Below are 25,554 nucleotides of genomic sequence, written 5' to 3'. Positions count from 1 at the left end.
TAAACTAATGCCAAAAAAACCTGGTAGGCAATCGCTAGCTGAAAGAGTTAGCTTTGGTCTTTCTCTATTTATAGTAAGTATTATTGTTGCTTTAGTATGCTACATTTGGATTACAGGAGATACTAATCCGCCGATCTTATCAGTCACCACCTCGGAAATTCGCCAGATCAAGCAGCAGTATTATGTACCTTTCACGGTGAGCAACTATGGGGGAGAAGCTGCTAACGCAGTAGAAGTTGTGGGCGAACTTTCTATTGCTGAAGAGACTGTGGAAACTGGTAATCAACAAATAGATTTTCTCTCTCGCCACGAAAAAAGATCTGGGCAGTTTATTTTTAGTCGCAATCCACAACAGGGAGAATTAACGGTTAGGGTGGCCAGTTATCAACAACCGTAGTTATTTGTGATTGAGCATTTGATTAAGTTTAATTTATTTTAATACGACTATAGCGCGCCTGTAGCATGAGATAAATTGCATATGCGATTAAGCCTAAAGCCATTAAAGCCAACAGAATTTGACCAGAAGGTTGTTGTGTTAAGGTTAGCAATGCTCCATCTAAACCTTTCACTTGACTTGGATCGTAGTTTTTGGCAGCTTGTAAAACAAAGAAGCCAATCATGATGAAGACTACACCTCTAGCAGCTATACCAAAACGACTGATGTTAACCAACCATTTTTGTTGTTGATTACTAAGCTCTTTTAAATTGAGCTTTTTGCGGAACTTAGTTTTGTAAGCCTCATAAATTCGGTAACAACCGATGCCGACTACAACTGCACCAGCCAGACCAACCAACCATCTACCAAAAGGCTGTTGCATAACCATAGCCGTCCAGTCTTGTTTAGAGTTACCTCCACCGCCACTACTGCTACCAAAAGCGAGGGAGGCTGCATTAGCAGCTACCCCGATATACGCTAATCCACTGAGCAAATATCCCAATCGAGCAAATATCCCTTTCGCGCCACTCCCTTTATTTTCAGGATCTTTAATTGCCTCAATCAGTCGCCAAATGACGTATCCGACTAAGCCAATAGCAATTAAAATTAATAATATTTTTCCAAAAGGTTGTCTGGCGATCGCATTTAAAGCTCCCGTAGTATCTGTAGTCTTGCCACCATTGACACTAAATGCTGCTAGTAATGCCAGAATTCCAATCGCTGCATAGACAAAACCTTTAGCGACATAACCAAACCTGGCTAATGTTTCCATAATAAATCAAATAGATTACTTAAATTTTCTTAAGTGTAGGTAATTGGGTATTTTTTGAAATCTATCTAAATATATGGATCAATTTGCCCCAATTAGGGTTATTTTTAAAGACAAGCTGAATTTCAGCTATTAGCTGTTACTGGAGACAGATGTAGCGCAAATATGGTCAAGTATATACTATGAGGTACTTTGCACCTATAATAAACAATATTTTAGTTCGTGAAAACATTAGCAAATCCTTTAACAATTAACTATTTAGCACTTGAAGAAACGTCAGAAGTTGACTCAATTATTAAAGATAAATTTACCAGATTAATCCAGGTTTGTCATGAGGTTCAAAACTGTCAGGTAAAGGTAGCAAATATTGCTAAATATAAAGCAACAGAAACCAACTATTCTTATTTAGTTAGTATTAATTTAAGTTTGCCTGAGGGAGTCGATCTATACACTTTACGTTTACCTCAACCAGCGGCAGAAGACTCTGTGGAGGGCGCGATCGCCGATGCCTTTGCCATGATTTATCGCAAACTAATTGAATTACAGTTTGAAAAAAAACAGATTGTTTACGCATAAACGAGATAAACTAAATGAAAATTAATCCAGAAATTACTTACCGCCACCTAGAAAAAACCAGCGCAATCCAAAACTTAGTTGAAGAAAAAATAGCCAAGCTCGAGCAGTTTTGCGACTATATGAATAGCTGTCGCGTGGTAATAGAAAAAAATAACGATCATCCTAGTAGCGGTTCACCCTATCGGGTAAGCATTGATATTACAATCCCTCACGGTCGGGAAATAGCTGTGGTGCAAAATCCGCATATTGGTAAACAATATCCACCCTTAGAAGCAGTAATTCGCGATGCTTTTGACGCTGCACGCCGTCAGATAATCAGCATTACTACAGAACAAAAAGGAGAAAGAAAAGTACATCCAGAACAGCAAGTAAGCGCAATGGTAACCAAACTATTTGCCGAACAAGGGTATGGTTTCATTAAAGAAATCAGTACGGGAAAAGAAATATATTTTCATCGCAATAGCGTAACTAACGATGATTTTGAGCGACTTGCAGTAGGTAGCGGGGTTAGATATAAAGAAACTATGGGCGAAATGGGTCCCCAAGCCACCACAGTCCAGCTTTTAGATCCTCATGGTTAAGAATATGCTAAAAATATTGGCGCTGTCGATCTCAAAATGATCTATTTTGTTTAAATTATGAATAACGAAGCGATCGCACATAAAAGCCAATATAAACTTGATTGGCGGATTAGTCTGCTCGAACGCTTACTGAATCTGTTTAAACCAATAGAGCAAATGAGTCTGGAAGAACTTCGTCTGTTATCTGAAAGACCAATTCCCTCAATTATACAGAGCATTTTTGCGGGCAAGAAATTTGAGCTAACACAAGTAATTTCAAGAAATATTCCCGGTCGTCACGGACAAATACCAATTAGACTTTACTATCCTTCAGTTAAGACATCATTACCGTTAATTCTCTTCTTTCATGGTGGTGGATGGGTCTATGGAAACTTTCAGACTTATGAGCAAATGTGTCGGCGTATTGCTCACAATACAGGCGCGATCGTTCTAGCTGTAGGTTATCGTCTTGCACCTTTTGCTAAATATCCCCTAGCTTTAGAAGATTGCTATGATGCTTTTTTATGGGCTAGCGAAAATGCCGCTAGTATTAAGGCTAACCCAAAACAGATAATAATTATGGGAGACAGCGCGGGAGGAAATTTAGCCACCGCAGTGTGCTTGATGGCTAAAGAACAGGGAAATAAATCAATTGCCAGTCAAATATTGCTTTATCCTGTTACCAGTGGCAAACTCGATCAACCTTCTATGGAACAACACGCTGCTGCACCTTTGCTAACCAAGTCTCGCATGGAATGTTTTGTTAATTATTATGCCCGCGATGAGGCTGATATTTCGCAACCCTATTTTTCGCCACTGCTAGCAGAAGATTTGAGTCATCTCCCCCCAGCTTTGATTATCACTTGCGAGTACGATCCTCTACACGATCAGGCACAAATGTATGCCCAGCGTTTGCAAGAAGCAGGAACTCCTGTGGAGTTGGTTGACTACAAGGGAATGATACATGGCTTTATGAGTTTTCCTGTATTCTGTAGGCAAGCCATACCAGCTTTTGAGAAGGTTACAGGTTATGTTAACGCAATAATGAGTATTTAATTATATGCCTGTTATCGCGCTATTGTATAAGTCTTTAGGTCAAACTAAATATTTTAAAATTTACTAAATATTATTACTTTTTTCAAAGCCAAAATTATTTAGTTGATATCTTCTTTTTCATACCTAACTTACGTGAATTAAATCTATTAACATCATTGTCTATTTGCCAACGATCTAATACATCTTTAACTAGAACTTCTTTCAGCCAAACTTGAGCAACTACCGTAATCGGCAAAGCTAAAAACAATCCCAAAATACCAAAGAATACTGCAAAAGCTATTTGAGACAAAAGTGTAACCGCAGGCAACAAATGCACCTGTTTCTCCATCACAATTGGAGTAAGAATGTTACTCTCAACTTGTTGAATAACAATATATAAAATAATTACCGCTAATGCTTTCCAAGGCGCATCTAATAATGCCATGGCTGCTGGTGGAACTACACTCAAAATAGGCCCTAAAGTGGGAATAAAAGTTAGAATACCTGCCAATAAAGAATTAGCCAAGGGTAGTCTAACCCCCAAAATTAGTAGCCCAATCCCGCTTAATATGGCGATAACCGCCATGTTAAACAAGATGCCAATTGCCCAGCCTCCCAAATTCTTTTCACATTTTTTGAGAATCATTCTGACTCGCTGGCGATAAAACGCGGGAAACATCAAAAAGAATATCTGCCTATAAGGAGTCGGATTTGATAGCAACATTATTGTTACTACTATGACTAACAGGGAATTAATAAATACACCTAAAGTACTGGAAAACACGTCGAAGAAGTTGCCAATTAATCGGTCTAGCAAAGACTGAAGATTTTGGGTTAAAGAGTCTAATCCTCTAGCTTCATTAAGCAAATTATTTGGTAATAGATTGCGCAGCCCTCGATTCCAACTATTAATCTGTTCTAAACCAACGGGAACTAAATCTATCAGTTGCTGAAATTGATCGATAAATGGCGGTATGACTAATGCAATAAAGCCAATAATAAAAGTTAATATTCCCGTAACGGCGATCGCGATCGCCATTTTTCGATTTAATTTAAATTTTTGTTGTAATATTTTGACCAACTGATTAATTGCAGTGGCAAAGACAACCGCAGCAAAAGCTAGTAATAGTACCTGCTTAATTCGCCACAGAATATATAGGGAAGTAACGATCGCTAAAAATCCAATTAATGTACCCAAACGCAAAGTTTTTATCTCCAATCCCGAATGTCTTAATTTAGTAGTTTATTTAATTACAGTCATCTGCCTAAAGATTGTTTTATTAAATCGCCAAAAAGTTAAATGTTTGAGCTGGGAAAAAGTATACAGATTGCTGCTTAGAGGCTGTAATTAAATATTTCCCAACATCAGTTTTAAAGATGCCAAATCGTAATTGTAGAGGTAATAATAGTGCGGGTATTGATATTACCTGTTCGAGCCTATCTTAAAATATAGTCTAATTGATATATGAATTTTAACTTTCTGTCCCTAAATTTTTTAAGCAACAAACTCAGTGACTATTTAATAGCGGGAATAACTTTAGGATGCTGTATCTTGCTAATTAAGATATTTAGACGTTCCACATTTAACAGCCTAAGAAAATGGGCAGCCAAATCCGAAAATATATATGATAATGCTATTGTTAGCATCGTAGAAAGAGACTTAATTCCGATTGCATATATAGCAAGTATTTACCTCGCTATTAGCAACTTAACTCTGCATTCAATATTAGAGCGAGTCGTCAAAGTTATGATGGTGATCGTTTCAACCATCTTTGCCATTAGGCTATTTACAGCCTCCCTAGAGCATCTAATTAAGATTTATTGGCTGACCTATCAGCGAGATAATGCTAATCTCCAACAGAGTATTAATGCCTTAATTCCCGCAATGAGAGTAGTTGTTTGGCTAATTGGGGCGGTTTTTTTGTTGGACAACCTGGGGTTTGATATCTCAGCGGTGGTAGCTAGTTTGGGAATTGGCGGTGTAGCGATCGCTTTGGCATCTCAAGGAGTGTTACAGGATGTGTTTAGCTATTTTTCAATCCTATTAGATCATCCTTTTGAACTGGGAGATTTTATTATTGTCGGTGATTACGTAGGCACAGTCGAATATATGGGAATTAAAACCACTAGGCTGAGAAGTATTAACGGTGAACAAATAATTATTGCCAATACCGATTTGACAGGTTCAAGAATTCGCAATTTTAAAAGAATGCAGCGACGTCGAATCGTGTTTAAATTTGGCGTAGTGTATGAAACTACCTCCGAACAGTTGGTCAAAATTTCTGGTTTGATTAAAGAAATTATTGAGAAGACGGAAAATGTCACCTGCGATCGTGCTCATTTTTCGGGCTATGGTGAATATAGCTTAGATTTTGAAGTAGTCTATTTTATCAATACCAGCGACTATACCCTCTACATGAATGCTCAACAAGAAATTAACCTGGCGATTAAGGCTAAATTCGCCGAACATAGCATCGAGTTTGCTTATCCAACTCAGATCAATTACTTCAACGGCTTATCTACTGATGCGCCAATTAATGCGGTTTTCGGGGATTAACTTTCATTAGTAGCGCGATCGCGCTCTAAACTAAATTAGATTTGGTAGTTAACCCGATCATTCCTTGCGTAATCCCAGGAAAGAGGCGATTTAACAAAGCGGGGACTTTAGCCGAACCCACAACTATCTCGCCTTGAGGATGTTTAACCGCACGCCAAATTGCCTTAGCTACGTCTTCTGGTTGGCTGACTAAGGGAGTAGTTAACGCTTGTTCCATCGACTTGCGCCGATTTGCTTCTGCTTCAGGATCGCGATCTTTAAAGACAGCCCGTTCCAAAAAGTCAGTATTGGTTATGCTAGGGTGAACTGCTGAAACATGAATACCTTGAGGTTCTAATTCTAAACGCAGGGTTTCAGTCAAACCAGTTATGGCAAATTTGGTAGTGCAGTATGCCGTCATCTTCGGTAAGGGAACTTTACCCCCAAAAGAACCAACGTTAATAATATTTCCCTGCTTGCGCTCGATAAAATGGGGTAACAGCGCGTTGAGCGTGTAAATATAGCCCCATAGGTTGGTGTTGATGATTTTCTCCCAATCTTCGATAGTAGTTTGAGACATTGGCGCACTCATACATATACCTGCGTTGTTCACCAGAACATCAATCTGTGAAAAGCGTTCGATACCCTGGTTAATTACTGCTTCTGTAGCTGAGCGATCGCTTATATCAGCAGGAATCGCAATTACTTGTCTACCTAAATTTTTAATCTCTTCGGCAACCGCTTCTAGCTTATCTTGAGTACGAGCCGTAACGATCAGATCGTAACCATTTTTGGCAAATAATAAAGCGGTGGCTTTGCCTATTCCTTGAGACGCACCAGTAATAAAAGCAGTTGGAGACATATTTTAGTAAGTAATCGGTAATTATTGCTGATTAAATTCTAGTAATTGGCAAGGTATTTTGGCATCAATAGAAAGATATAGCCAGTGAACTATAGATTAGGACGTTAGTTATAAAACGAGCTAATAGCTTTTGATCGACGTGTCTAACCTTTGCTTCGAGTGCTTATATAATCATTCGCTACTTACTACCTCATCCTGACTCACCCTCAGCTTGTTAAACAAGGCTGGGGGATTGGTTAGTATTTTAACAATTCCAATAATCAATATAGCCAGAACGATCGCGCCAGTCCAAAGCGGAAAAGTCAGACCCAATATAGATAAAGAAATTGAGCCAATTGCTTCAATGGTGGCAATTATAAAATTACCCAAACCTCCTGTTACTCCTGTAGAAGCCAACCGAGTCAAACCAGCTAGTGTTTTTATAATGCCTGCTGTTCCGCCTCCCGCGATCGCTGCTAAAGTCCATTGCAGTACAGGATCGGTATGCCCTAAGGTAGCAGCAGTTATTATTGTCCCAATACCGACAGCAAGGGGTATTTGAACGGTGTCGAGCAAGTTATCTACAATCGGAATATAGTATCCCGAGACTTCCAAAATAGTCGCAAACAATAAAGCGATCGCCGCTTCTTTTGTGCCTAACCATTCAAAATTTGATGATAAGGGAAAATGTCCATACATAGCTGCCAAACTCATCGCCAATGGCGGGACAAATACGCGGAAGCCACAGGCAGCACTAAGAGTTATTCCTAAGCACAAAGCAACAATAATTTCCATTAATCTATGAAGTAGTGTTCAATCTATAACTATTTACTAAATAGGGTAGATAATTTACAGCAGTTTTGGATTGGGTAGACCACATTGATTTGTCTAAGTAATAAATTATACTCAACTAAAATTCCCTGTAAGCATAAATATAACTTTGCTAAATTGGGATATACCACAAGGGTACAACGTGAAAAGTAAAGTTATTATCTTGGTTGCGTTCTTAAAAAGCTAAAAGCTAATAAATACAAACTCTTAGAGCTTTTCGCGATCTGATAGCTGTTTGGCAAATGTAGCTAGCTTTTGAAAAGATTCAGTAACGACTAGAGATTGTTGTGAGATTTGTTCTGATAAATTGGTAATCTCTCCCACAAATTGATTTATCAAGATTAAACTCGGTGCTGATTGGGATTTTTCAACAAGTTGTCCTTTAATAAAATCTAGTTCAGAAATGTGCTTGTTTACTGGGTTTAAAGTTATCTCACCAACGGTCAGAGTTGACTCGGTCGTTGTATCTTCTAACCAAGCCAGCTGATGCGTTGCGCGCACCGACCTTAAGCCAGCTTCAGCAGGTCTAGCCTGCTGGTCAGGACGATAGAATCCCGTCAAGCGGGATCGAGATAATCTCTCACTTGTTTCAACGATAATTTCTCCCGTCGGTAACTGGACTGGTTTTGTTTGACTGACTGGGCGATCGATCTCTTTTTTGAGATCGTTGATTAGATTTACCATCTCGTCAAGGTTTTGATGAGACTGTTTTAAGACCTCAACTTTATCAGTAGCTTCAGCGATCGCCAGTTTTGTAGAAATTAAATTATCTTCTAGCTGAATATTTTTTGGTTGAAGTATTATTTCTCCATCATTGAGTTGCTGGCGTGCTAAATCGCTATTGATAATTTCTGACCCTTGATTGAGAAAATCGCCCTTGGCTGCTTTGAGACTTGGCAACGTAGCCTGATTTTCTCTTATTACTTGCCATACCCGTTGATTGAGACTCGTTTGTTCTAGCTGCTGTTTATCTACCTCATTGCTTCGGGAATCTTGGGCTAGAGCTAATTCTTCTCTTAACTTAACTCGCTCAATGGCAAATCCCAACTGGAGAGCCAATTGAGCAAATAGATCTATTTCTGACTGTGACCACAAGTAAGACTGTTGGCATTGATGTCCAATTAGTAAACCAAATAATTGCTCGTCCTGCAAAATTGGTACTGTCAGACTAGCTTTGACTGCTAACGTTTCTAACTGTTCTAAGCGATCGCTAGTTAAATTAGCCCGATCGATATTAGCGATCGCTTCAATTCTAGCATTATGATATTTTTCTTCATAATGACAATTCAAGGCTCTAGGATAACCAGGTGCAACTGCTTCGGCTGCGATATTTCCGTGAGCGTTAGCCTCAAACTGATAGACCATAACGCGATCGAGCTGAATTACCTGACGAACTTGTTCGACGGCAATTTCCAGAAGTTTTGATTGGTTCACCCTTGGACTAATACCTAGACTAAAATTGTTCAATAGTTGCGTTGGTAAAGCATCATTCTTAAATTTTCTCAGTAGTGTGGCATTATCGAGGGCAAAACCTACTTGAGTAGCAATCTGAGTTACCCAGCGAATTTCGTAATCCTGCCAGTCGCGCGGTTGACTACACTGATGTGTAACTAGTAAACCAAATAGCTTCCCTTGGTTGAGAATTGGCGTGACTAAATTAGCTTTGACTTCTAGCTCTTCTAACTGTTCGATGTAGCATTGAGTCATTCTGGCTGCGTAGATGTCATTAATGGCGCTAACTCTGCCATCGCGATACTTGTCGAGATATCTAGCTTCAAAGCAGGGGTCAGCAATGGTTTGGTTTAAGGCTCTGGGATAACCCGCCGTCACTGATTCGGCCACCACTACCCCGTAGTTATCTTGATTAAGACTATAAACGATAACGCGATCGCAGTTTAAGACTTTTCTGACTTCTTCGACACTGATTTTGAGGATGTCTTCTTGTTTGATTGATTGACGGATGTATTGAATCGCATCGCTAAAGTAATGCGTCCATTTTCTTTCTCTTTCTGCCTGAATTTGGATTGTCGTTGAGGCTGCTAATACTTGGGCATTATCGAGGGCAAAACCTACTTGAGTGGCAATCTGAGTTACCCAGCGAATTTCGTAATCCTGCCAGTGACGCGGTTGACTACACTGATGTGCAACTAGTAAACCAAATAGCTTCCCTTGGTTGAGAATTGGCGTGACTAAATTAGCTTTTACTTCTAGCTCTTCTAACTTTTCGATGTAGCATTGAGCCATTCTGGCTGCGTAGATGTCATTGATGGCGCTAACTCTGCCATCGCGATACTTGTCGAGATATCTGGCTTCAAAGCAGGGGTCAGCAATGGTTTGGTTTAAGGCTCTGGGATAACCCGCTGTCACTGATTCGGCCACCACTACCCCGTAGTTATCTTGATTAAGACTATAAACGATAACGCGATCGCAGTTTAAGACTTTTCTGACTTCTTCGACACTGATTTCGAGGATGTCTTCTTGTTTGATTGATTGACGGATGTATTGAATCGCATCGTTAAAGTAATGCGTCCATTTTCTTTCTCTTTCTGCCTGAGTTTGAAAACGAACCAGATCATCCAGCAACTGAGCATTTTCCAGAGCTAAAGCGGCTTTTTTAGCTAGCTGGTATAAAAACTCTAGTTCTTCCTGCTGCCAGTGGCGCGGTTGACTACACTGATGCGCAGCTAGTAAACCAAAGAGCTTCCCGTCATTAATGATCGGCGTAACCAAATTAGCCTTGACTTCTAAATCTTCTAGCTGTTCTTGATGATCGAAAGTCATCTCGACTTGATTAAGATCGTTAATCGCCTTAACTCTTCGATCGCGGTACTTGTGGAGATCTCTAGCTTCAAAAGGATCTTTTATCGTTTTGCCTAATGCTTGTGGGTAGCCAGCAACTACTGATTCTGCTACTATCACGCCTTGTTTATCTCGATTGAGGCTATAAACGATAACGCGATCGCAATTTAGATAGGTGCGTGCCTCTTCAACAATGGCTTTGACAATATCTTTTTGTGAATCTGACTGGCTTAAATTATCAATAGAATCTCTATATAATCGAGCTTCCGCTTCGGCGGCGGTTTCCTCTCTGGATCTTTTCGACGCATTCCACAGCCGATTCGTGCCTAAAGCAGCCACAGCACCTGCCAGTAAAGCTGTTGTTCCAGTGCCAATTAACAAGACCGCTAGTAGTTTTTGTTGTCGTCCTAACTCTGTTTCAGCCAAATCAATATTAGCTCGTTTTGCCAAGATTGTTTGTTTATTAATAGCTTGACTACCAAAGTAATATGTTGCTGTCCCTACTGCTAATATGGGCAGCATTACCGCACTGCCGACTAAAGCAGCTGCTGTTTTGGCTTTTAAGCGTTGAAAAATTGATTTGGTTTCAACAATTAATTCGTCTTTTTGGTTGACATTCTTTGAATGAGAATTAACTTGCTCTGCTTCTAATTCAAAGATAGCTAATGTAGAGGCTTCAATTGATATAGCAGAATTCTGGGAGATATGAGTTAAAGTTGTCTCAGAATTGGTATTAGTTTCCGTTACCCAAGAACTAAATTCATTGCCTTTATTGGTTTTATTTACAGACATTTTGGCTATTCATTAACATTAAATACACCCTTTTTAAATTGGGTGTTGAGCGTAAATTATTCAAGAATAAGAAAGCGCAAGGTAAGCAAATTACTTTTGATAAAAGCTACTAAAAAATTTCCAGATATGTACGTGTTTTTACTTAACTTTTAATATTACATTAGTTTTAAGAAATTGTTAGCGAATACCAAATACGAAAAGCTCAAGATTCGCTTGAGACATCTTGCTGTATCGTGATTGATTAATTACGTCTGAGGTGAATTACAGCAGTTTTATATGCTCGATAAACTATATTGTTAATTAACTATTTTTTAGCTAATAGCTAAGAGCTAATAGCTATGAACCGATGTAGATATAGGTTTAATTTCTGCCAAATCTAAAATTGCAGGAATTAAGTCTTCACGCTTAACTGCCATCAGGTGTACTCCCTGACACATAGTTTGAGCCAGCTTAACTTGTTCGGCTGCAATTTTAACTCCTTCTTGAAGCGGTTGTTCAGCGTTGGCTAAACGTTCGATAGTGGTGTCGGGTATGTTAACGCCAGGCACGTATTTATTGATAAATTGAGCGTTTTTAGCAGATTTTAAGAGAAATATTCCCGCTAAGATCGGTTTATCGCTAACACAGGCAATTTGGCTCATAAATTTATCCATTTTGTCAAAATCAGTAATCATTTGACTTTGGAAAAATTGCGCTCCCGCCTCTAGCTTTTTCTCGAATCTTTTTTGTAGACTAGACCAGCTTTTGAGTTGTGGATCGACAGCAGCACCAGCAAACAAATTTAAGGCTTCATCGGGCATTGCCTTATCGTTAAAATCAACTCCACTGTTAAGCTTGCTAATCAGCTTGAGTAACCTGACAGATTCTAATTCAAATACCGATCGAGATTTTTGGTGATCTCCTGCTTTAACTGGATCTCCTGTAAGGGCGAGAACGTTACGAATACCCAAAGCATAAGCACCCATAAGATCTGCCTGTAATCCAATGCAGTTGCGATCGCGACAGGCAACCTGACATAGTGGTTCGATACCATGATGCAGCAGAATTGTTGAAGCAGCCACAGATGACATTCTCAAGACTGCACGGCTACCATCGGTGACGTTGACGGCATGAACCCTACCCTTTAATGTTGATGCTACCTCGAGCATCCGCGCTGGGTTTCCCCCTTTAGGCGGAGCAACTTCCGCTGTGACTAGAAAATCTTTATTGAGAGCTGCTTGTTGAAGATTATCACTCATTGAATATATACTCTAATTTTTATAAGTGTTAAAAAATTGATTGATGATGAATCAACAGGGTGGTAAAAATCCTAAAGCATCTTTAACTCTAGATAATGTTTGGTTAGCCACATTACTAGCTTGTTCTGCACCTTCGCGCAACACGGAATTAAGATAATCGCGATCGCCCATTAAGTCATGATATTTGTTCTGAATAGGTTTGAGAGCTTCAATAGCAGTTTCAGTTAACAGCGGTTTGAATTGACCCCACCCCATATCCTGGCATTCTACTGCAACCTCTTGTTTGGTTTTGTTACCCAGAATTTGATACAGAGTAAGCAAGTTGTGACACTCAGGACGTTCTGGATCGTCAAAAGTCAGTCCTTTTACTGGATCGGTTTTACATTTTTTAATCTTTCTTTTAATCGCATCAGGAGGATCGAGTAGCTCAATGCGGCTGAGTTCGGAAGGATCGGACTTGGACATTTTTTGAGTACCATCAGTAAGACTCATTACCCTTGCTCCCTCTTTACGAATCATGGGGTCAGGCACTTTTAAAACTGGCTGCTTTTTGTTGCCAAAGCGATCGTTAACTCTAGCTGCGATATCTCTGGTTAACTCCAGGTGTTGCTTTTGGTCTTCGCCAACAGGTACTTTGTCAGCATCATAAAGTAAGATATCTGCTGCCATCAGCACTGGATAGTCTAGTAGTCCGACACCTACATTTTCGCCTTGTTTAACGGCTTTTTCCTTAAACTGAATCATTCTTTCTAACCAGTTAAGGGGCGTAACGCAATTGAGTAACCAAGCAAGCTCACTATGAGCAGATACATGAGACTGAACGAAGATAGTCGAGCATTGTAAATCAATACCACTAGCTAGATACACCGCTGCCATTTTCAGAGTATTGTCTGCTAATAATTTGGCATCGTGGGGTACAGTAATAGCATGAAGATCGGCAAAAAAGAAGAAATTATCATAGTCCTGCTGTATTTCTACCCAGTTGCGAATCGCACCCAGATAGTTACCCAAATGTAAATTGCCAGTAGTTTGAATCCCTGATAATACCCGCTTTTTGCTCATGTTATGTCTAAAAACTTCGCTCCTGAGTTTTCTCTTAGCTCCTCACAAAAAGAGGAATATACCTATGAAAATTAGTATTACATGATTTTAGCTGATTAACTAACCAACAGATGAAGGATGAAGCATCCCGAATGCGACATTGATAACCGATTCAATTATGTTTGTTACTTATTTTTAAGTGCCAGCTTATTTTATGAAACCGCGATCGCTTTTAGCCACTTTCCCTCTTTCTTGGTCTAAACTATTAACTTTAATTGGCTTAATTATTGGAGTAATAATTGTTTTATTTCCTCTAATAGTTGTGCTTCAAAGCTCTTTTACGACTGCCGATAATCATTTTACCCTAGCTAATTATCAGCAAGCATGGCATCAGGGAAAATTTTTACTGGCTTTTGCTAACTCTACTATTGTTGCCTTGGGAGTTACTGCTTTTCAAATAGTTACTTCTGCCCTGGCAGGATATGCCTTAGCTAGACTTAAATTTAAAGGTAAACAAGCCATGCTGTTGTTGATTTTGGCTACTTTGGTAATACCTTTTCAATTATTAGTAATACCTATTTTTATTATTTTAAAGTGGACGCATTTAATCAATAGCTATTGGTCACTGATTTTGCCTACCGCAGCCAGTGGTTTTGGCATTTTTCTAATGCGTCAATATTTTGCCAGTATTCCCATTGAATTAGAAGAGGCTGCTGCATTGGATGGTGCAAATCGTCTACAGATTCTTACGCGCATCATGCTACCTTTATCTCGTCCTGCTATAGTTACCTTATTTCTGTTTACCTTTATTGGAGAATGGAATGATTTGTTTAAGCCATTGGTGTTTACTACCCGCCCTGAATTGAGAACGGTACAGTTAGCATTATCTGAGTTTCAAGAGCAGTTTACTAGTGATTGGTCATTACTGATGGCAGCGGTGGTAATTGCTACTATTCCCGTATTAGTGCTGTTTTTAATTGGTCAGAAACAGTTTATTCAGGGGATTGGCTCAACAGGAATTAAAAATTAACCAGCCAGCCAAAATTACTCGCTCGTGTCTCGGTGCAAACAAACGCTAAGGCTAAGTATAGGAGAAATACTCATCCTATTTCAGTAAACATGACCTAATAACTTAATAAATTGCTTGTTTAATAGTTGCCTGAAAAAATGACCAATATTTATTGCCAAACCAATAGCCAGCATCGATCTTGGCAGGAACAGTATATCCGCCAAAAGTTTGTTCTGCTTGTATTTCTCCGCCCAAAAGAAGATATTGCCACTGACCATCTTTTCTCTCTCCCCAACGTGGCAAAGATACGTTGAGTAATTTGCCATTGGTATCGATGTTTAAAGTCAGAGCGATGGGTTCATTGTCTATATGAAAATTAGCCTGAATAGTATTATCAGAAATAGCCTGCCAAGCTACATTATTTTGAGGTAATAAAGCCGACGGCAACCAGACATACTCAATAGATAATCTACCAACACCAGAGCGATTAATATCTTTATTTTGGGCATCAACCATGGGAATCAAGCCCCACAAAGAAAATCTTACTCTACCTTGATGCTGAGCGTAATAATCTGCACCGCTAAATTTCAGCCAACTTTTACCGATATTTGCTTTCCAGATAAAGCCAGAAGCTGTAGAAATAATTTGTGATGCTTGCAGACTGAGCCAGTCTGCATCAGGTTTCAGTCGGAAACTACCGCTCATTTCTAGTTCGACGTAAGAAGCCAAAGGTGTTCCTGGTTTAATAGCGTGTAAAAAATAACGTTGTACTGGTTCAGCCAAATCGGCAACCAGATCTGCGGTAAAAATAGTCCCAGTCGGCTCAGATTTTAGCGATCGCCATATTTGTCTAACTAAGCGATCGTATCTCAGACGAATCAGCAACAAAATTAATAAAATAGCGATCGCCAATGTAACTATAGTCACTAAATTTTTATCTTTTCTTCTGGCTGAAGACCCTCATGTCCCGTGAGGGATAAAAGCCAGTCAGGGTTTATTGGGAGGAGGAGAATCTTGGTTTTGAACATATTTTCTCAGTACATCTATCGTAACTTCTCCGCAGCTTGCAACGAAATACGCACCAGTCCAAAATACCCGCTTCTTGTAATACACCTTAGACAGCAAAGACTCATGATGAAGCCACATTCTTTTAGAAGATGTGGCTTTTAAATTGGCTATTAAGCTACTTAATAGTTTGTGCGGGGGATAGGACACGATTAAGTGGGCGTGGTCGGCTTGGCAATTAAATTCAATTAGTTCGCTGTCCCAGGACTTTAACACCGAATCAAAGACCTGAGATAGCTGTTCTATCATTTGGGCATCTATAACCTTGCGTCTGTATTTCGTCACCAGCACAATATGAACGGTTAAGTTAAATACTGCTCTACGAGTACTGCGATAACTAGTTTTCAAGGATTGAGTTTTAAGTACGGTTAGTAATAAACTGTATCTTACCATGAGAAAAACCTATCAGTATAAATTGAACCCAACAGCTAGTCAGCGTCAAGAAATCGATCGCTGGCTAGATATGTTGCGACATCAATACAACTATTTGTTGGCTGATAGATTTCGCTGGTGGCAAATGAATCGTTGCAATCTGGTAATCCCTCAAGGAGATTATTGTTTGCGTTGGTGCGAAATAGGAAGTGGAGAGTTAAGGAACAATCCCAGTTGGCATAGCCAATCAGCTACTTTACCTCAACTCAAACAAGAGCGACCTTGGTACAAAAATATATACTCTCAGGTACTTCAAGACTGCGTAAAACGGGTAAAACTAGCGTTCGATAGTATTCGTATTCGGAGACTCAAAAGGCAAGAGAAATGGACGACCTCGGTTTAAAAACAAAATGAGGTATCGAACATTCACGTTCCCAAAAGTACCAGATAAAAATCTAATCGGTTGCAAAATCAAATTACCAAAGTTAGGCGTACTGAAGTTCATCAAGTCCAGAAATATTGAGCCAGGGTTCAAATTAAAGACTGTTTCTATTACCAAAAAAGCAGATGGTTACTACATTAATTTGTCGGTAGAAGACAAGACTGTCCCTGAGATAGAGATAGATACAATTGCTACTGAATCAAATACAACTGGAATAGATATTGGTCTTGAGAAACTATATGTAGACTCTCAAAATAATCAAGCTAACCCGCAAAAACATCTAAGAAAATCTGAACCTAAGCTAGCTAAACTGCAAAAAAAACTGGAAGACAAAAACCGAACACTGAAGGCGAAAAGACTCGTGCGACGGGCAATATCTAGACTTCATCAAAAGATAGCTAGGCAAAGAAAACATTGGCACTATAACGAAGCCCATAAGTTAGCTAAAAACTGTCAAGTATTGGCTATTGAAGATCTGAAGATTCGCAACTTGAAGCGTAGGAACAAGCCTAAGAAAGTAGACGGTGTATTCGTTCCTAATGGACAAGCAGCATCGGCAGGAATGAACAAGTCATGGACTGACAATGGAGTAGGCGGTTTCTAGAAATACTGGCGGCTGTAGCCCAAAAGTACGGAACTAGAATAGTTAAAGTCAGTCCCTTCGGGACCAGTCAGCATTGCAGCCGATGTTTAAATAGAGTAAGTAAAACACTATCCGACCGTTGGCATGAATGCGATGCCTGCTTCCTTAGCTGCGATCGTGACTACAATAGCGCTTTGCTCATTAAGAAGCTGGCTGTGGGCAGCAGTCAGGATAAAAAGCTCCCGAGTTTAACAGATTTGTTAAGTTGAGGAGAATCCTTCACGTCCCGTGAGGGAGTATGTCAATCATCTTTCTTCCTGCTGGAAACTCTTGGCTCTGCCGACGGCAGGATGCCAAGACATCAAAAGACAGATCACTGTTCGGTAATCGTTAGCGGAAAAGTTACGCTAAAAGTAGAACCCTCTCCCAGTTTAGAAATTAGGTCGATTTTTCCCTGGAGCAGTTTAACCAACTTATCGACAATCGCTAATCCCAAACCAGTACTGTCGGATGAGTAAACACCTTTTGAGCCAACTCGATAGTAAGGTTCAAAAATTTGCGCCTGAGCTTCTGGAGTCAAACCAATGCCTGTATCGGCAATAACAAGTGACCAGCGATCGCTCTCTTGGGTTAGGCAGGTTATCGTAACAGTTCCCGACTCGGTATAACGAATTGCGTTGCTGATTAAATTAATAATAATTTGCTGTAGCCTTAACGAATCTGTTTGTACTTCTTGAGGAGCGCGATCGCAATTGAGGATTATTTCCAGATTTTTTTGAGCGGCAGATATTGCCAAGGTATCTACTGCTAATTGAACAAGCGAATGCACGTCGCTTGACTGAATTTTTAGAGGTACTTTTCCTGTTTCATAGCGAGAAATTTCCAGGATATCGTTAATTAAACTCAGTAATTGTCTACTATTCCTAATTACCTTTTCAGTCATTTGTAGACTCAAAGATGTATCGCTCCCCTGTACAGCTTGGCGCTGTTGCTGTAGTAACAAGGTAGAAAAACCCATAATAGCGTTGAGGGGAGACTTTAATTCGTGTGCCATATGAGATACATCTTCTTTTTGCGTTGACACGAGGCGAGTTAATTCTTGATTAGTAAGTACTAACTGACTCCGTACCTGCTCTAGTTCGTTTAATTTGGTTGCAACATAACTTTCTAAAGATAAAGTGACAACGCGATCGATTACCGCATCGAGCAGTTCGACCGTTTCTAGTATTTCCGCCCCAGAATTTTCCAGTAAGTCTGGTTTAAGAGTAATAAAAATGATTTTGCGTAATAAACTATACTCGCGTACGATTTCAGCCATATCGTAACCTTGTTCGGCTCTAACAAGTCCGTGTTCCCAGCTTTTCTCTTTTAATTTTTGCATTCGAAAGCTTACAGATTCGGAAAGCAAACTAGCAAGAGCTTTGATTACTAAAGGAATACTATTACGTACGGCTGTGTATGCCATATTCTTAGAACTCTCGATCTCTTCATCTTCGCGAATAGACTCAACCCAGCATTCAACTATAATGTCAGTTTTAGCCAAAAGAACTTTACCAATATCTTTGCTCACAGAAAATCGTTAGCTTGTGCATTTTTAGATATTAGTAGATTAATCTTTCTGTGATATAAATGTCAAAAGGTTTTAGTTTAGAATCAAAAATAGTGGTTGACTGTTGACTTGTGACCAGAAAATGCCTGCTCAATCGAGCTGTTCCAACCTGACTGTATTACCCGTATTATCAGTGCGGTAAGTCCAATTTCTTAAACCATCGGTAACTACCACCTGCCAACCTGGAACAATCGCTTGAGTACAAAGTTGATTTGGTTTACCAAGTCCTAAGCAGCCATCCGACCATTCCTGAGATTGAGCTTCGATGATTTTTAAAGCCGCAACAGTTTTACTAGTTCGCTTCACAGCATCATTGAGTACGGCACTTTGAACTTCAGTGGGTAAGGTATTTGTCTCGGAAGTTAATAATTTAGGCTGTTCGTTCTGTAAACTAGGGGCGGGAACTAAGCTAGTTTGAGCAATGGCTAGAGGGGAATTTAAGGGATTCGTCCAGGCAAAGATAGTTGCACTGATGATTAATAAAATTGAGCTAGATAAATTATTTGCTTGATTCATAGCTGATTTGAGTTTCTAATTCTACTTGGTTGAAAAACTTAGATGCGATCGCTGCAAAAGTTTCTGGCTGCATTATGCACCATTCGTGATATCTACCTGGAACAATCTGTAATTTGGAGTTAGCAACTGCTTCTACTATGCAATAGCCAATTTCTATAGGTGTAAAGTAATCTCGTTCTCCCCACAGAACTAAACAAGGGGATTTAATATTTTTTAGCCACGGTCTAATATCTTCATAGAGAGCAATTTGCGCCCCTTCAATTAAGTGTTGTCCATGAAAGATTGAGTTATACCCAAAAGCTTGAATAATTTTTAAACAGATTGTCCAGCGTAATTGAGCTATTTGTTGAGGTAGTTCGGCAAATCTTCTTTGAATCAGGTCAGGTATAGAAATTAAAGGCATTCCTGTACTGTTAATTACTATTAGGCTACTAACTTGGTCGGGAATAGCAGCAGCCAATGCCAAAGCAACTCCGCCTCCAAAGGAATGTCCGATTAGTTTAAAGCGGTCTAAGTTCAACCGCTCGATCAGTTGTACAATGCAGTTCGCATAAGTTTGATAGCTGAGCAAAGAGAGAGCGCATTGCGATCGCCCAGAACCAGGTGAATCTGGCACGATAACCCAATATTTTTGCGCCAAAGCGTTTAAACTGTCTTGATATGGCTCTGTAGATATACTCCAGCCATGTATAAACAAAACAGGATCGCCAGAATATGATTTTTTGCCCCCTTCTAGATAAGAAAGACTAAAGCCATTAAAATCTATTTGTTTTCGCGTCCATTGACCATAGCTGGAATCTGGAATCATCTTTTTTACTGCTATTGCTTATTCCTGTAGCTGTTGAATTATTTGTTTGAGCTGTTGCTGGTAGCGACCATATTCTGCCCAATTACCCTCGCGCTGTGCTGTTTCTGCTCTCTCAAAAGCATCTGCCGCCTGTTGAATTAAATTAGAATCGGCATTTATCGGGGTGGATGGTGGTGCTATCTGGGGCGATGTCTCATTGCCAAATAGTGCGGTTAAGGCCTCTTCAAGCGTGGGACGCATCACTAATTCGTTGTTGTAAGCGACAATGACTCGTCTTAACTCTGGCAGTTCTCCTTGTTCGGCGCGCAAATAAACTGGTTCGACATACAGCAATGAACCATCGATGGGAATTACCAACAGATCGCCGCGAATAACCCGCGAACCTTTTTGACTCCAAAGAGTTAGCTGTTGAGAAACGTCGGGATTTTGGTCAACTCGGGCTTCAATTTGGAATGGACCATAAATTAGCTTTTGTTTGGGAAATTCATACAGCAACATTTTGCCGTAATTATCGCCATCTGAACGGGCAGCCATCCAGGCAATCATATTATCCTTGTTGACGGGAGTAAAGGGCAAAATCAGCATAAATTCTTCTTTTGATTCCCCTGGCAGATTCATGATTTGATAGTAGGGTTCGATCGCCTGTTGATTTCCTTCGTAGTTTTCGGTAGCAAAACGCCAGAGATCCTCGCGATTATAGAATACTTGAGGATCGTTCATATGGTACGCCAGATACATCTGCGCCTGGTATTTAAATAAATCCAAAGGATAGCGGAAATGATCTTTGACTTGGGGAGGAATGCTGGATTGACTTTGGAAGAGACTGGGAAATATTTTGCGATATGTAGCCAAAATAGGTTCATTCTCGTCAACGACAAAAAACTGCATTGTTCCATCTTTGGCATCTACTAAAACCTTAACGGAATTGCGAATATAGTTAATTCCTGGCTCGACTGGTTCAGAATAGGGGAAGCGATCGCTCTTGGTATAAGCATCAATTATCCACTGCAACCTGCCATCAATCAAAGTAATATAGGGGTCGCGATCGAGCTGCAAGAAAGGAGCTACATGACTTACACGCTCTTTAATCTGGCGATAATAATGGATGCGAGAATCAGCAGTAAAATAATTAGAAATTAAAATCTTTAAGCTACTAAAATCATAGGCATAAGCCAGTTTCCGCCCCCAATTAGGTATTGGGACACCCCCTGCACCATCATAGTTGGTAAAGGCATTTTCGTCACCCTGGGGATAGTCAAACTCTTGAGTAGTAGTACCTGTAAAGATGTAGTCGTCTGTTGCTTCTCCATAATAGATCGCGGGGGCTTTAACTTCTACATCTACCTCAGAGACGGGAGGAATGTTTTTTATAAATAATACGGGTAAGCCATCAGGGGTAACTCGATTGACAGGACTCATTACCAGTCCATAACCGTGAGTATACTTAAGACGCTGGTTGACCCAGGTTTTGGCTCTTTGAGGAACTCGTTCGTAGTTTAATTCGCGTGGCGACAGCATTAGCTGACGGTAGTTGCCATCAAGAGTGTAGCGATCGATATCAACGTCGTTAAATTGATAATAGGGGCGAATTTCTTGCAGTTGACGGTAGGTACTCAGCAGTGGGCGATAGTCCCACAGACGAATATTTTGGATCGTACCTTGTTGCTGTTGAAGAACCTCGGCGGTTAAGTTATTGACGACAGGATAATTCTGGGTATTAATTGCCTCTAGGCTGTAGGCTTCTCTCGTAAATTCTAAACTATTCTTGATATAGGGCAGTTCCTTGTCGAGTTCATTGGGTTCAACGCTAAACCGCTGCTGCAATTCGGGATAAACGCCATTAACCAAAAATAGAATTAACAGATATGCAGCAATGCCATAAATCGGTAACATTGTGCGACGTAACCATACCGCCAGGATTAAAAATATCCCTAACATTAACGCGCCGATACTCATCACCCAATAGGAAAATAACCTAGCGTGAGTATCGGTATAGCCTGCACCCCAAACCACTCCATTGGAGGCATAAAGCAAATCATAACGCTTGAGCCAAAAGTCGATCGCCATGGTTATAGAGATCGCAGCCAATAACGAGATAATATGAACTTTTTGTTTACCCTGGAAATTATTTTGCCACTGACGTTCTAATCTGAGCTTTTGTGCCGTAAGTCCCTGTCTTTGTAGATTTGGTATGGTAAAGTTTAAGCTAATTGCACCCTTGAGCAGATAAACGGCGATCGCAATTATTAACCCCGAGACTAATAAAGTAAACAACCAAGTCTGCAAACCTTCGTAAAAGGGCAGTTTAAACAAATAAAATCCCACATCTTTACCGTAAATCGGCTCGAAACGGTTATAGTCTGTGGCGTTGATAAACTTAAGACTCGTTGACCAAAATTTAGCACTATCACCCGCAGCACCAATGGCAACGATAAAAATAAGCACGAAGGCGCACAGTCTGGAGATAGTTTTAGTATATGGCTCTAGTGCTGTATCCGTTAAAAAGCCAAAAGAGCGATCGCGGGTTAAGCGATTAGCCAACCAATAGTTGAACCAGAGAAACAAACTAAAAATAGCCAAAGTAGCAGCCCAGATCGCGATCTGCCAGGTAATTCTCGTCCAAAAAACCTCCGCGAAACCCGTCGCATCAAACCACCAGGATTCAGTCAGTAAATGAACCAGGGTAGATACAAGGGTTAAACCGACTATTCCGATAAGAACCAGGGTGGCGATCGCTTTATGTCGAAGTTGCATATCGTTGGCTTAGCTTAGATAATTGTCTGTGTTTCTTTATTATCTAACCCTTCTTGGGAATGATCCAAACGTAATTCGCCTTGAGGTAGGTCACGTAGTTCTTCGGGTGTTTGTTCGCCGACTCCACCTTTACCTACAGTAACCCCGCCATCTGCCAGCCACAATGCCCCCGTGACGTAACTTGCTTCATCCGAAGCCAAAAAAGCACAGACGTTTGCCATTTCTTCTGGTGTCCCCCTTCTTGCCATCGGCGTAGCATTAATTAACATTTTTTCCATTTGGGCATCCATCGGTCCTGTTTCTTTATGTGTCCAAGCTGTATCGATTGCCCCTGGGCAAAAACAGTTAGCCCGCACCCCATATTTTGCCTGTTCTACCGCTACTCCCTTAACAAACGAGTGCATCCAGCCTTTTGTACCGCCATAGGGCGTATTTTCCGCCAAGCCATTAAAACCCGCTTCCGAACCCGTACAGACAATATTGCCTCGATTTTTTTGCAGATGAGGTAAAGCAAATTTAGTCATTAAAAAAGCCGATCGCAAGTTCATTCTTAGAGTGCGATCGAAGGCTTCAAGTGGATAGTCTTGGGTTTCAGCTACTGCCAGAAATACTCCTGCATTGTTAACTAAAATGTCTAACTTACCATAGCGATCGATGGCAATTTTAACGCATTCGGAAGCCTGTTCTGATTCGGAAATATCTCCACCAAAAGCGATCGCTTCGCCACCATAATCATTGATTGAAGCAACTACATCATTTACAGGATCGTCTGGCAAACCGTTGACTACTACCTTTGCCCCTTCTTTAGCTAGCTTATGAGCGATCGCCTCGCCAATACCCGTACCAGCACCCGTTACAATTGCCACTTTATCTTCAAAACGTCTCATAATCAAACTTGCTCTAAATTACCAACGATAAAAATTCTGAGTGTTGCTGATTTGAATGATTCTGCTACCAAGTTTGGGGAGCCAGTCCGATCTTGGCGGTTTCCGTCGAGGAGGAACTGGCGTGGATTTAGAGTGGGTGGAAATGCTTCTGGCTAAGAAGCTTATTCCACACCCACCCGAAGGGGACATTAATCAATTTAAAAAGTATTTAAATTTGAGCTATTAGCTATTAGCTATTAGCTATTAGCTTTTTTAGCCTTAGTCGTTATGTGTTCTTCTCAACCCAAAAACGCAGTAATTCAGCAACACCAAATTCTAATTAGCTACATTCTCATCAAAATTCCAGATTTTCATCTCTGCTATTAGAAGTAAATAAATGGTTCGTCGGCAGCAAAAGCAAATTAAATATCTATCAGTGGTTATAAATACTAGCTTCTCTTAGTTTGTCAGAATTAATATACACCGCTGATTGCCCAAATTTTAAATCTAGACATTACTTCCAAGCGCGATTGCGCTTTTGACTTGTAACAAATAACTTATGAAAACCGAAGCACATTCTGAAAATCAATCTAAAACTAAACCTTATAATATTGAAGATTGGCAAGGGGCTAATAAAGCTTTTAAAGCTGAATTAGATTATCCCATTGAAGATATCGAAGGCGAAATTCCCCCTGAATTAACGGGTACTTTATATCGCAACGTTCCAGCAATGTTGGATGTTAACGGACAAAGATTACATCATCCTTTTGATGCCGATGGTAATATCTGTGCCATTTCTTTTGAGTCAGGCAAGGCTCATTTTCGCAATCGCTATGTGCGGACAGAAGGATATCTCGCCGAACAACAGGCAGGTAAAATTCTCCATCGTGGCGTATTTGGTACGGAAAAAGTAGGAGGATGGTTAAACAACGCCTTGGACTTTAAGCTGAAAAATGTTGCCAACACTAACGTTGTTTATTGGGGCGGTCAATTATTGGCACTATGGGAAGCTTCTCATCCTCATAGTCTCGATCCTCATACTTTAGAAACTCAGGGTATTGCGACTTTTAATGGCGTATTGTCTGAGGGTACACCTTTTTCGGCTCATCCCGCGATCGATCCTGGTGGCGAGGGGAGAGAACCCCGTTTAGTTAACTTTGGTTTAAAGGTTGGTTTATCTACCACTGTCTCGATTTATGAACTAAATTTGGCAGGGGAAATTGTCGAACAGCATCAGCATTCCATTCCAGGATTCACCTTTGTTCACGACTTCGCGATTACCCCCAACTATTGCCTACTGTTTCAAAACCCCTTGTTATTTAATCCCATTCCTTTTGCTTTGGGTTTGAAGGGTGCAGCCGAATGTATTAAGTTTTTGTCTGATAAACCGACTAAAATTTGGTTAATTCCCAGAGACTCCTCTCAACCGGTGCAGCAGTTAGAGATCGAATCTGGCTTTATTTTCCATCATGCCAATGCTTTTGAACAAGGAGACGAAATCATCGTCGATTCAGTTTCTTATCAAGACTTTCCTGCACTAGATCACGAACTAGACTATAACAATGTGCGTTTTGAATCTGTTCCCCCAGGACAACTGTGGCGTTATCGTCTTAACCTTAAAACTAAAGCCACCGAACGACGTTTGCTCGATTCTCGTACCGTAGACTTCCCTTATATCCATCCTAATTATATTGGCAAACAGCATCGCTGGATTTATATCGGTGCAGTCCATCAGCCAGAAGGTAACGCACCCTTACAGGCAATTCTCAAGATCGATCCCGCATCTGGCGAACAACAAATATGGAGTGCTGCGCCCAAAGGGTTTGTTGGCGAACCCGTTTTTGTCCCCCGTCCCAATGGCACTCAAGAAGATGATGGTTGGGTACTAACAATAGTTTACGACGCTGCGAGCGATCGCAGTGATGTAGTTATTCTCGATGGCAAAAATCTTAACTCTGAACCTCTAGCAAAACTCCATTTAAAGCATCATCTGCCCTATGGATTGCACGGTAGTTTTGTTAGCTATTAGCTATTAGCTTTTGATTTAGAAAGTTTATCATTCTTGAAACTTCGTTT

Annotated in this window: 23 protein-coding genes; 9 read left to right on the top strand and 14 right to left on the bottom strand. The window is 40.3% G+C overall.

Annotation, left to right across the window (positions count from 1 at the left end):
• Positions 1 to 7: 7 nt before the first annotated feature.
• Entirely contained in the window at positions 8 to 397 is a 390-nt protein-coding gene (locus tag V6C71_22420) for a TIGR02588 family protein (GenBank protein ID HEY9771214.1), read from the top strand.
• Between the two features lie 28 nt (positions 398 to 425).
• Here the strand turns inward: V6C71_22420 and V6C71_22415 are convergent, their stop codons facing one another.
• Positions 426 to 1,208, bottom strand: coding sequence for a DUF1206 domain-containing protein (locus V6C71_22415; protein ID HEY9771213.1), 783 nt, complete (start codon positions 1,206 to 1,208; stop codon positions 426 to 428).
• A gap of 219 nt (positions 1,209 to 1,427) precedes the next feature.
• On the opposite strand from V6C71_22415, the gene V6C71_22410 reads away from it, so the two are divergent.
• From V6C71_22410 to V6C71_22400, 3 genes are read left to right on the top strand one after another with little or no spacing between them, the layout of a single operon-like run.
• A complete protein-coding gene (locus V6C71_22410) occupies positions 1,428 to 1,781 on the top strand; it encodes a hypothetical protein (protein ID HEY9771212.1) in 354 nt (117 codons plus the stop codon).
• A 14-nt stretch (positions 1,782 to 1,795) separates the two neighbouring features.
• Positions 1,796 to 2,362 (top strand): HPF/RaiA family ribosome-associated protein, encoded by a 567-nt coding sequence (locus V6C71_22405; protein ID HEY9771211.1) that lies wholly within the window; start codon positions 1,796 to 1,798, stop codon positions 2,360 to 2,362.
• A gap of 57 nt (positions 2,363 to 2,419) precedes the next feature.
• On the top strand, positions 2,420 to 3,397 hold the full coding sequence (locus V6C71_22400) for an alpha/beta hydrolase (GenBank protein HEY9771210.1): 978 nt from the start codon (positions 2,420 to 2,422) through the stop codon (positions 3,395 to 3,397).
• A gap of 94 nt (positions 3,398 to 3,491) precedes the next feature.
• Here the strand turns inward: V6C71_22400 and V6C71_22395 are convergent, their stop codons facing one another.
• The gene (locus V6C71_22395) at positions 3,492 to 4,574 is read right to left on the bottom strand and encodes an AI-2E family transporter (GenBank protein HEY9771209.1); all 1,083 of its coding nucleotides are present in this window, start codon (positions 4,572 to 4,574) and stop codon (positions 3,492 to 3,494) included.
• Between the two features lie 267 nt (positions 4,575 to 4,841).
• On the opposite strand from V6C71_22395, the gene V6C71_22390 reads away from it, so the two are divergent.
• Positions 4,842 to 5,933 (top strand): mechanosensitive ion channel family protein, encoded by a 1,092-nt coding sequence (locus tag V6C71_22390; GenBank protein ID HEY9771208.1) that lies wholly within the window; start codon positions 4,842 to 4,844, stop codon positions 5,931 to 5,933.
• A gap of 25 nt (positions 5,934 to 5,958) precedes the next feature.
• Here V6C71_22390 and V6C71_22385 read toward each other — a convergent pair whose 3' ends face one another.
• The 5 genes from V6C71_22385 to trpS all read right to left on the bottom strand — a co-directional run bounded on the left by V6C71_22385 (position 5,959) and on the right by trpS (position 13,475).
• The gene (locus V6C71_22385) at positions 5,959 to 6,774 is read right to left on the bottom strand and encodes an SDR family NAD(P)-dependent oxidoreductase (GenBank protein HEY9771207.1); all 816 of its coding nucleotides are present in this window, start codon (positions 6,772 to 6,774) and stop codon (positions 5,959 to 5,961) included.
• A 171-nt stretch (positions 6,775 to 6,945) separates the two neighbouring features.
• Positions 6,946 to 7,548, bottom strand: a complete 603-nt coding sequence (locus V6C71_22380) for a DUF4126 domain-containing protein (protein HEY9771206.1) — start codon at positions 7,546 to 7,548, stop codon at positions 6,946 to 6,948.
• 243 nt (positions 7,549 to 7,791) lie between these two features.
• The gene (locus V6C71_22375; GenBank protein HEY9771205.1) at positions 7,792 to 11,175 is read right to left on the bottom strand and encodes a GAF domain-containing protein; all 3,384 of its coding nucleotides are present in this window, start codon (positions 11,173 to 11,175) and stop codon (positions 7,792 to 7,794) included.
• A gap of 329 nt (positions 11,176 to 11,504) precedes the next feature.
• A complete protein-coding gene (locus tag V6C71_22370) occupies positions 11,505 to 12,413 on the bottom strand; it encodes a methylenetetrahydrofolate reductase (protein HEY9771204.1) in 909 nt (302 codons plus the stop codon).
• Positions 12,414 to 12,464: 51 nt separating this feature from the next.
• Positions 12,465 to 13,475: a tryptophan--tRNA ligase gene (gene trpS, locus V6C71_22365; GenBank protein ID HEY9771203.1), complete on the bottom strand. Its 1,011-nt coding sequence runs from the start codon at positions 13,473 to 13,475 to the stop codon at positions 12,465 to 12,467.
• A 178-nt stretch (positions 13,476 to 13,653) separates the two neighbouring features.
• Between trpS and V6C71_22360 the strand changes: the two genes are divergently transcribed.
• Positions 13,654 to 14,484 (top strand): carbohydrate ABC transporter permease, encoded by an 831-nt coding sequence (locus V6C71_22360; GenBank protein ID HEY9771202.1) that lies wholly within the window; start codon positions 13,654 to 13,656, stop codon positions 14,482 to 14,484.
• Positions 14,485 to 14,586: 102 nt separating this feature from the next.
• Here V6C71_22360 and V6C71_22355 read toward each other — a convergent pair whose 3' ends face one another.
• Both V6C71_22355 and tnpA read right to left on the bottom strand, forming a co-directional pair.
• Positions 14,587 to 15,390: a DUF6544 family protein gene (locus tag V6C71_22355; protein ID HEY9771201.1), complete on the bottom strand. Its 804-nt coding sequence runs from the start codon at positions 15,388 to 15,390 to the stop codon at positions 14,587 to 14,589.
• Positions 15,391 to 15,450: 60 nt separating this feature from the next.
• Positions 15,451 to 15,921, bottom strand: a complete 471-nt coding sequence (gene tnpA / locus V6C71_22350) for an IS200/IS605 family transposase (GenBank protein ID HEY9771200.1) — start codon at positions 15,919 to 15,921, stop codon at positions 15,451 to 15,453.
• Between tnpA and V6C71_22345 the strand changes: the two genes are divergently transcribed.
• Both V6C71_22345 and V6C71_22340 read left to right on the top strand, forming a co-directional pair.
• Positions 15,920 to 16,303, top strand: a complete 384-nt coding sequence (locus tag V6C71_22345; GenBank protein HEY9771199.1) for a helix-turn-helix domain-containing protein — start codon at positions 15,920 to 15,922, stop codon at positions 16,301 to 16,303. The genes tnpA and V6C71_22345 overlap by 2 nt on opposite strands.
• A gap of 7 nt (positions 16,304 to 16,310) precedes the next feature.
• Positions 16,311 to 16,946 (top strand): transposase, encoded by a 636-nt coding sequence (locus V6C71_22340; GenBank protein ID HEY9771198.1) that lies wholly within the window; start codon positions 16,311 to 16,313, stop codon positions 16,944 to 16,946.
• Positions 16,947 to 17,298: 352 nt separating this feature from the next.
• Here the strand turns inward: V6C71_22340 and V6C71_22335 are convergent, their stop codons facing one another.
• The 5 genes from V6C71_22335 to V6C71_22315 form a co-directional block, all read right to left on the bottom strand.
• Entirely contained in the window at positions 17,299 to 18,495 is a 1,197-nt protein-coding gene (locus V6C71_22335; GenBank protein HEY9771197.1) for a sensor histidine kinase, read from the bottom strand.
• 129 nt (positions 18,496 to 18,624) lie between these two features.
• Positions 18,625 to 19,050 carry a hypothetical protein gene (locus tag V6C71_22330; protein HEY9771196.1) on the bottom strand — a complete coding sequence of 142 codons (426 nt, stop codon included), beginning with the start codon at positions 19,048 to 19,050 and terminating at the stop codon, positions 18,625 to 18,627.
• Complete coding sequence (locus V6C71_22325; GenBank protein HEY9771195.1) at positions 19,034 to 19,858, bottom strand: alpha/beta hydrolase; 825 nt, start codon at positions 19,856 to 19,858, stop codon at positions 19,034 to 19,036. Before V6C71_22325 ends, V6C71_22330 begins: the two co-directional genes overlap by 17 nt.
• A gap of 18 nt (positions 19,859 to 19,876) precedes the next feature.
• Positions 19,877 to 22,612 carry a UPF0182 family protein gene (locus V6C71_22320; GenBank protein HEY9771194.1) on the bottom strand — a complete coding sequence of 912 codons (2,736 nt, stop codon included), beginning with the start codon at positions 22,610 to 22,612 and terminating at the stop codon, positions 19,877 to 19,879.
• A 14-nt stretch (positions 22,613 to 22,626) separates the two neighbouring features.
• Positions 22,627 to 23,499, bottom strand: a complete 873-nt coding sequence (locus V6C71_22315; protein ID HEY9771193.1) for an SDR family oxidoreductase — start codon at positions 23,497 to 23,499, stop codon at positions 22,627 to 22,629.
• Between the two features lie 538 nt (positions 23,500 to 24,037).
• Here V6C71_22315 and V6C71_22310 point away from each other — a divergent pair.
• Positions 24,038 to 25,507 carry a carotenoid oxygenase family protein gene (locus V6C71_22310; GenBank protein ID HEY9771192.1) on the top strand — a complete coding sequence of 490 codons (1,470 nt, stop codon included), beginning with the start codon at positions 24,038 to 24,040 and terminating at the stop codon, positions 25,505 to 25,507.
• The last annotated feature ends 47 nt before the right edge of the window (positions 25,508 to 25,554 follow it).

The organism is Coleofasciculaceae cyanobacterium, from assembly GCA_036703275.1.
Classification (GTDB): domain Bacteria; phylum Cyanobacteriota; class Cyanobacteriia; order Cyanobacteriales; family Xenococcaceae; genus Waterburya.
Note: the sequence above shows the minus strand (reverse complement) of the source record. Positions and strands in the feature narration are given on the sequence as shown.

What these genes read in the sequence shown, in the direction of transcription:
- V6C71_22420 (HEY9771214.1), top strand. Translation starts at nt 8, where the DNA reads ATGCCAAAAAAACCTGGTAGGCAATCGCTAGCTGAAAGAGTTAGCTTT.
- V6C71_22415 (HEY9771213.1), bottom strand. Translation starts at nt 1,208, where the DNA reads ATGGAAACATTAGCCAGGTTTGGTTATGTCGCTAAAGGTTTTGTCTAT.
- V6C71_22405 (HEY9771211.1), top strand. Translation starts at nt 1,796, where the DNA reads ATGAAAATTAATCCAGAAATTACTTACCGCCACCTAGAAAAAACCAGC.
- V6C71_22400 (HEY9771210.1), top strand. Translation starts at nt 2,420, where the DNA reads ATGAATAACGAAGCGATCGCACATAAAAGCCAATATAAACTTGATTGG.
- V6C71_22390 (HEY9771208.1), top strand. Translation starts at nt 4,842, where the DNA reads ATGAATTTTAACTTTCTGTCCCTAAATTTTTTAAGCAACAAACTCAGT.
- V6C71_22385 (HEY9771207.1), bottom strand. Translation starts at nt 6,774, where the DNA reads ATGTCTCCAACTGCTTTTATTACTGGTGCGTCTCAAGGAATAGGCAAA.
- V6C71_22380 (HEY9771206.1), bottom strand. Translation starts at nt 7,548, where the DNA reads ATGGAAATTATTGTTGCTTTGTGCTTAGGAATAACTCTTAGTGCTGCC.
- V6C71_22375 (HEY9771205.1), bottom strand. Translation starts at nt 11,175, where the DNA reads ATGTCTGTAAATAAAACCAATAAAGGCAATGAATTTAGTTCTTGGGTA.
- V6C71_22370 (HEY9771204.1), bottom strand. Translation starts at nt 12,413, where the DNA reads ATGAGTGATAATCTTCAACAAGCAGCTCTCAATAAAGATTTTCTAGTC.
- trpS (HEY9771203.1), bottom strand. Translation starts at nt 13,475, where the DNA reads ATGAGCAAAAAGCGGGTATTATCAGGGATTCAAACTACTGGCAATTTA.
- V6C71_22345 (HEY9771199.1), top strand. Translation starts at nt 15,920, where the DNA reads ATGAGAAAAACCTATCAGTATAAATTGAACCCAACAGCTAGTCAGCGT.
- tnpA (HEY9771200.1), bottom strand. Translation starts at nt 15,921, where the DNA reads ATGGTAAGATACAGTTTATTACTAACCGTACTTAAAACTCAATCCTTG.
- V6C71_22340 (HEY9771198.1), top strand. Translation starts at nt 16,311, where the DNA reads ATGAGGTATCGAACATTCACGTTCCCAAAAGTACCAGATAAAAATCTA.
- V6C71_22330 (HEY9771196.1), bottom strand. Translation starts at nt 19,050, where the DNA reads ATGAATCAAGCAAATAATTTATCTAGCTCAATTTTATTAATCATCAGT.
- V6C71_22325 (HEY9771195.1), bottom strand. Translation starts at nt 19,858, where the DNA reads ATGATTCCAGATTCCAGCTATGGTCAATGGACGCGAAAACAAATAGAT.
- V6C71_22320 (HEY9771194.1), bottom strand. Translation starts at nt 22,612, where the DNA reads ATGCAACTTCGACATAAAGCGATCGCCACCCTGGTTCTTATCGGAATA.
- V6C71_22315 (HEY9771193.1), bottom strand. Translation starts at nt 23,499, where the DNA reads ATGAGACGTTTTGAAGATAAAGTGGCAATTGTAACGGGTGCTGGTACG.
- V6C71_22310 (HEY9771192.1), top strand. Translation starts at nt 24,038, where the DNA reads ATGAAAACCGAAGCACATTCTGAAAATCAATCTAAAACTAAACCTTAT.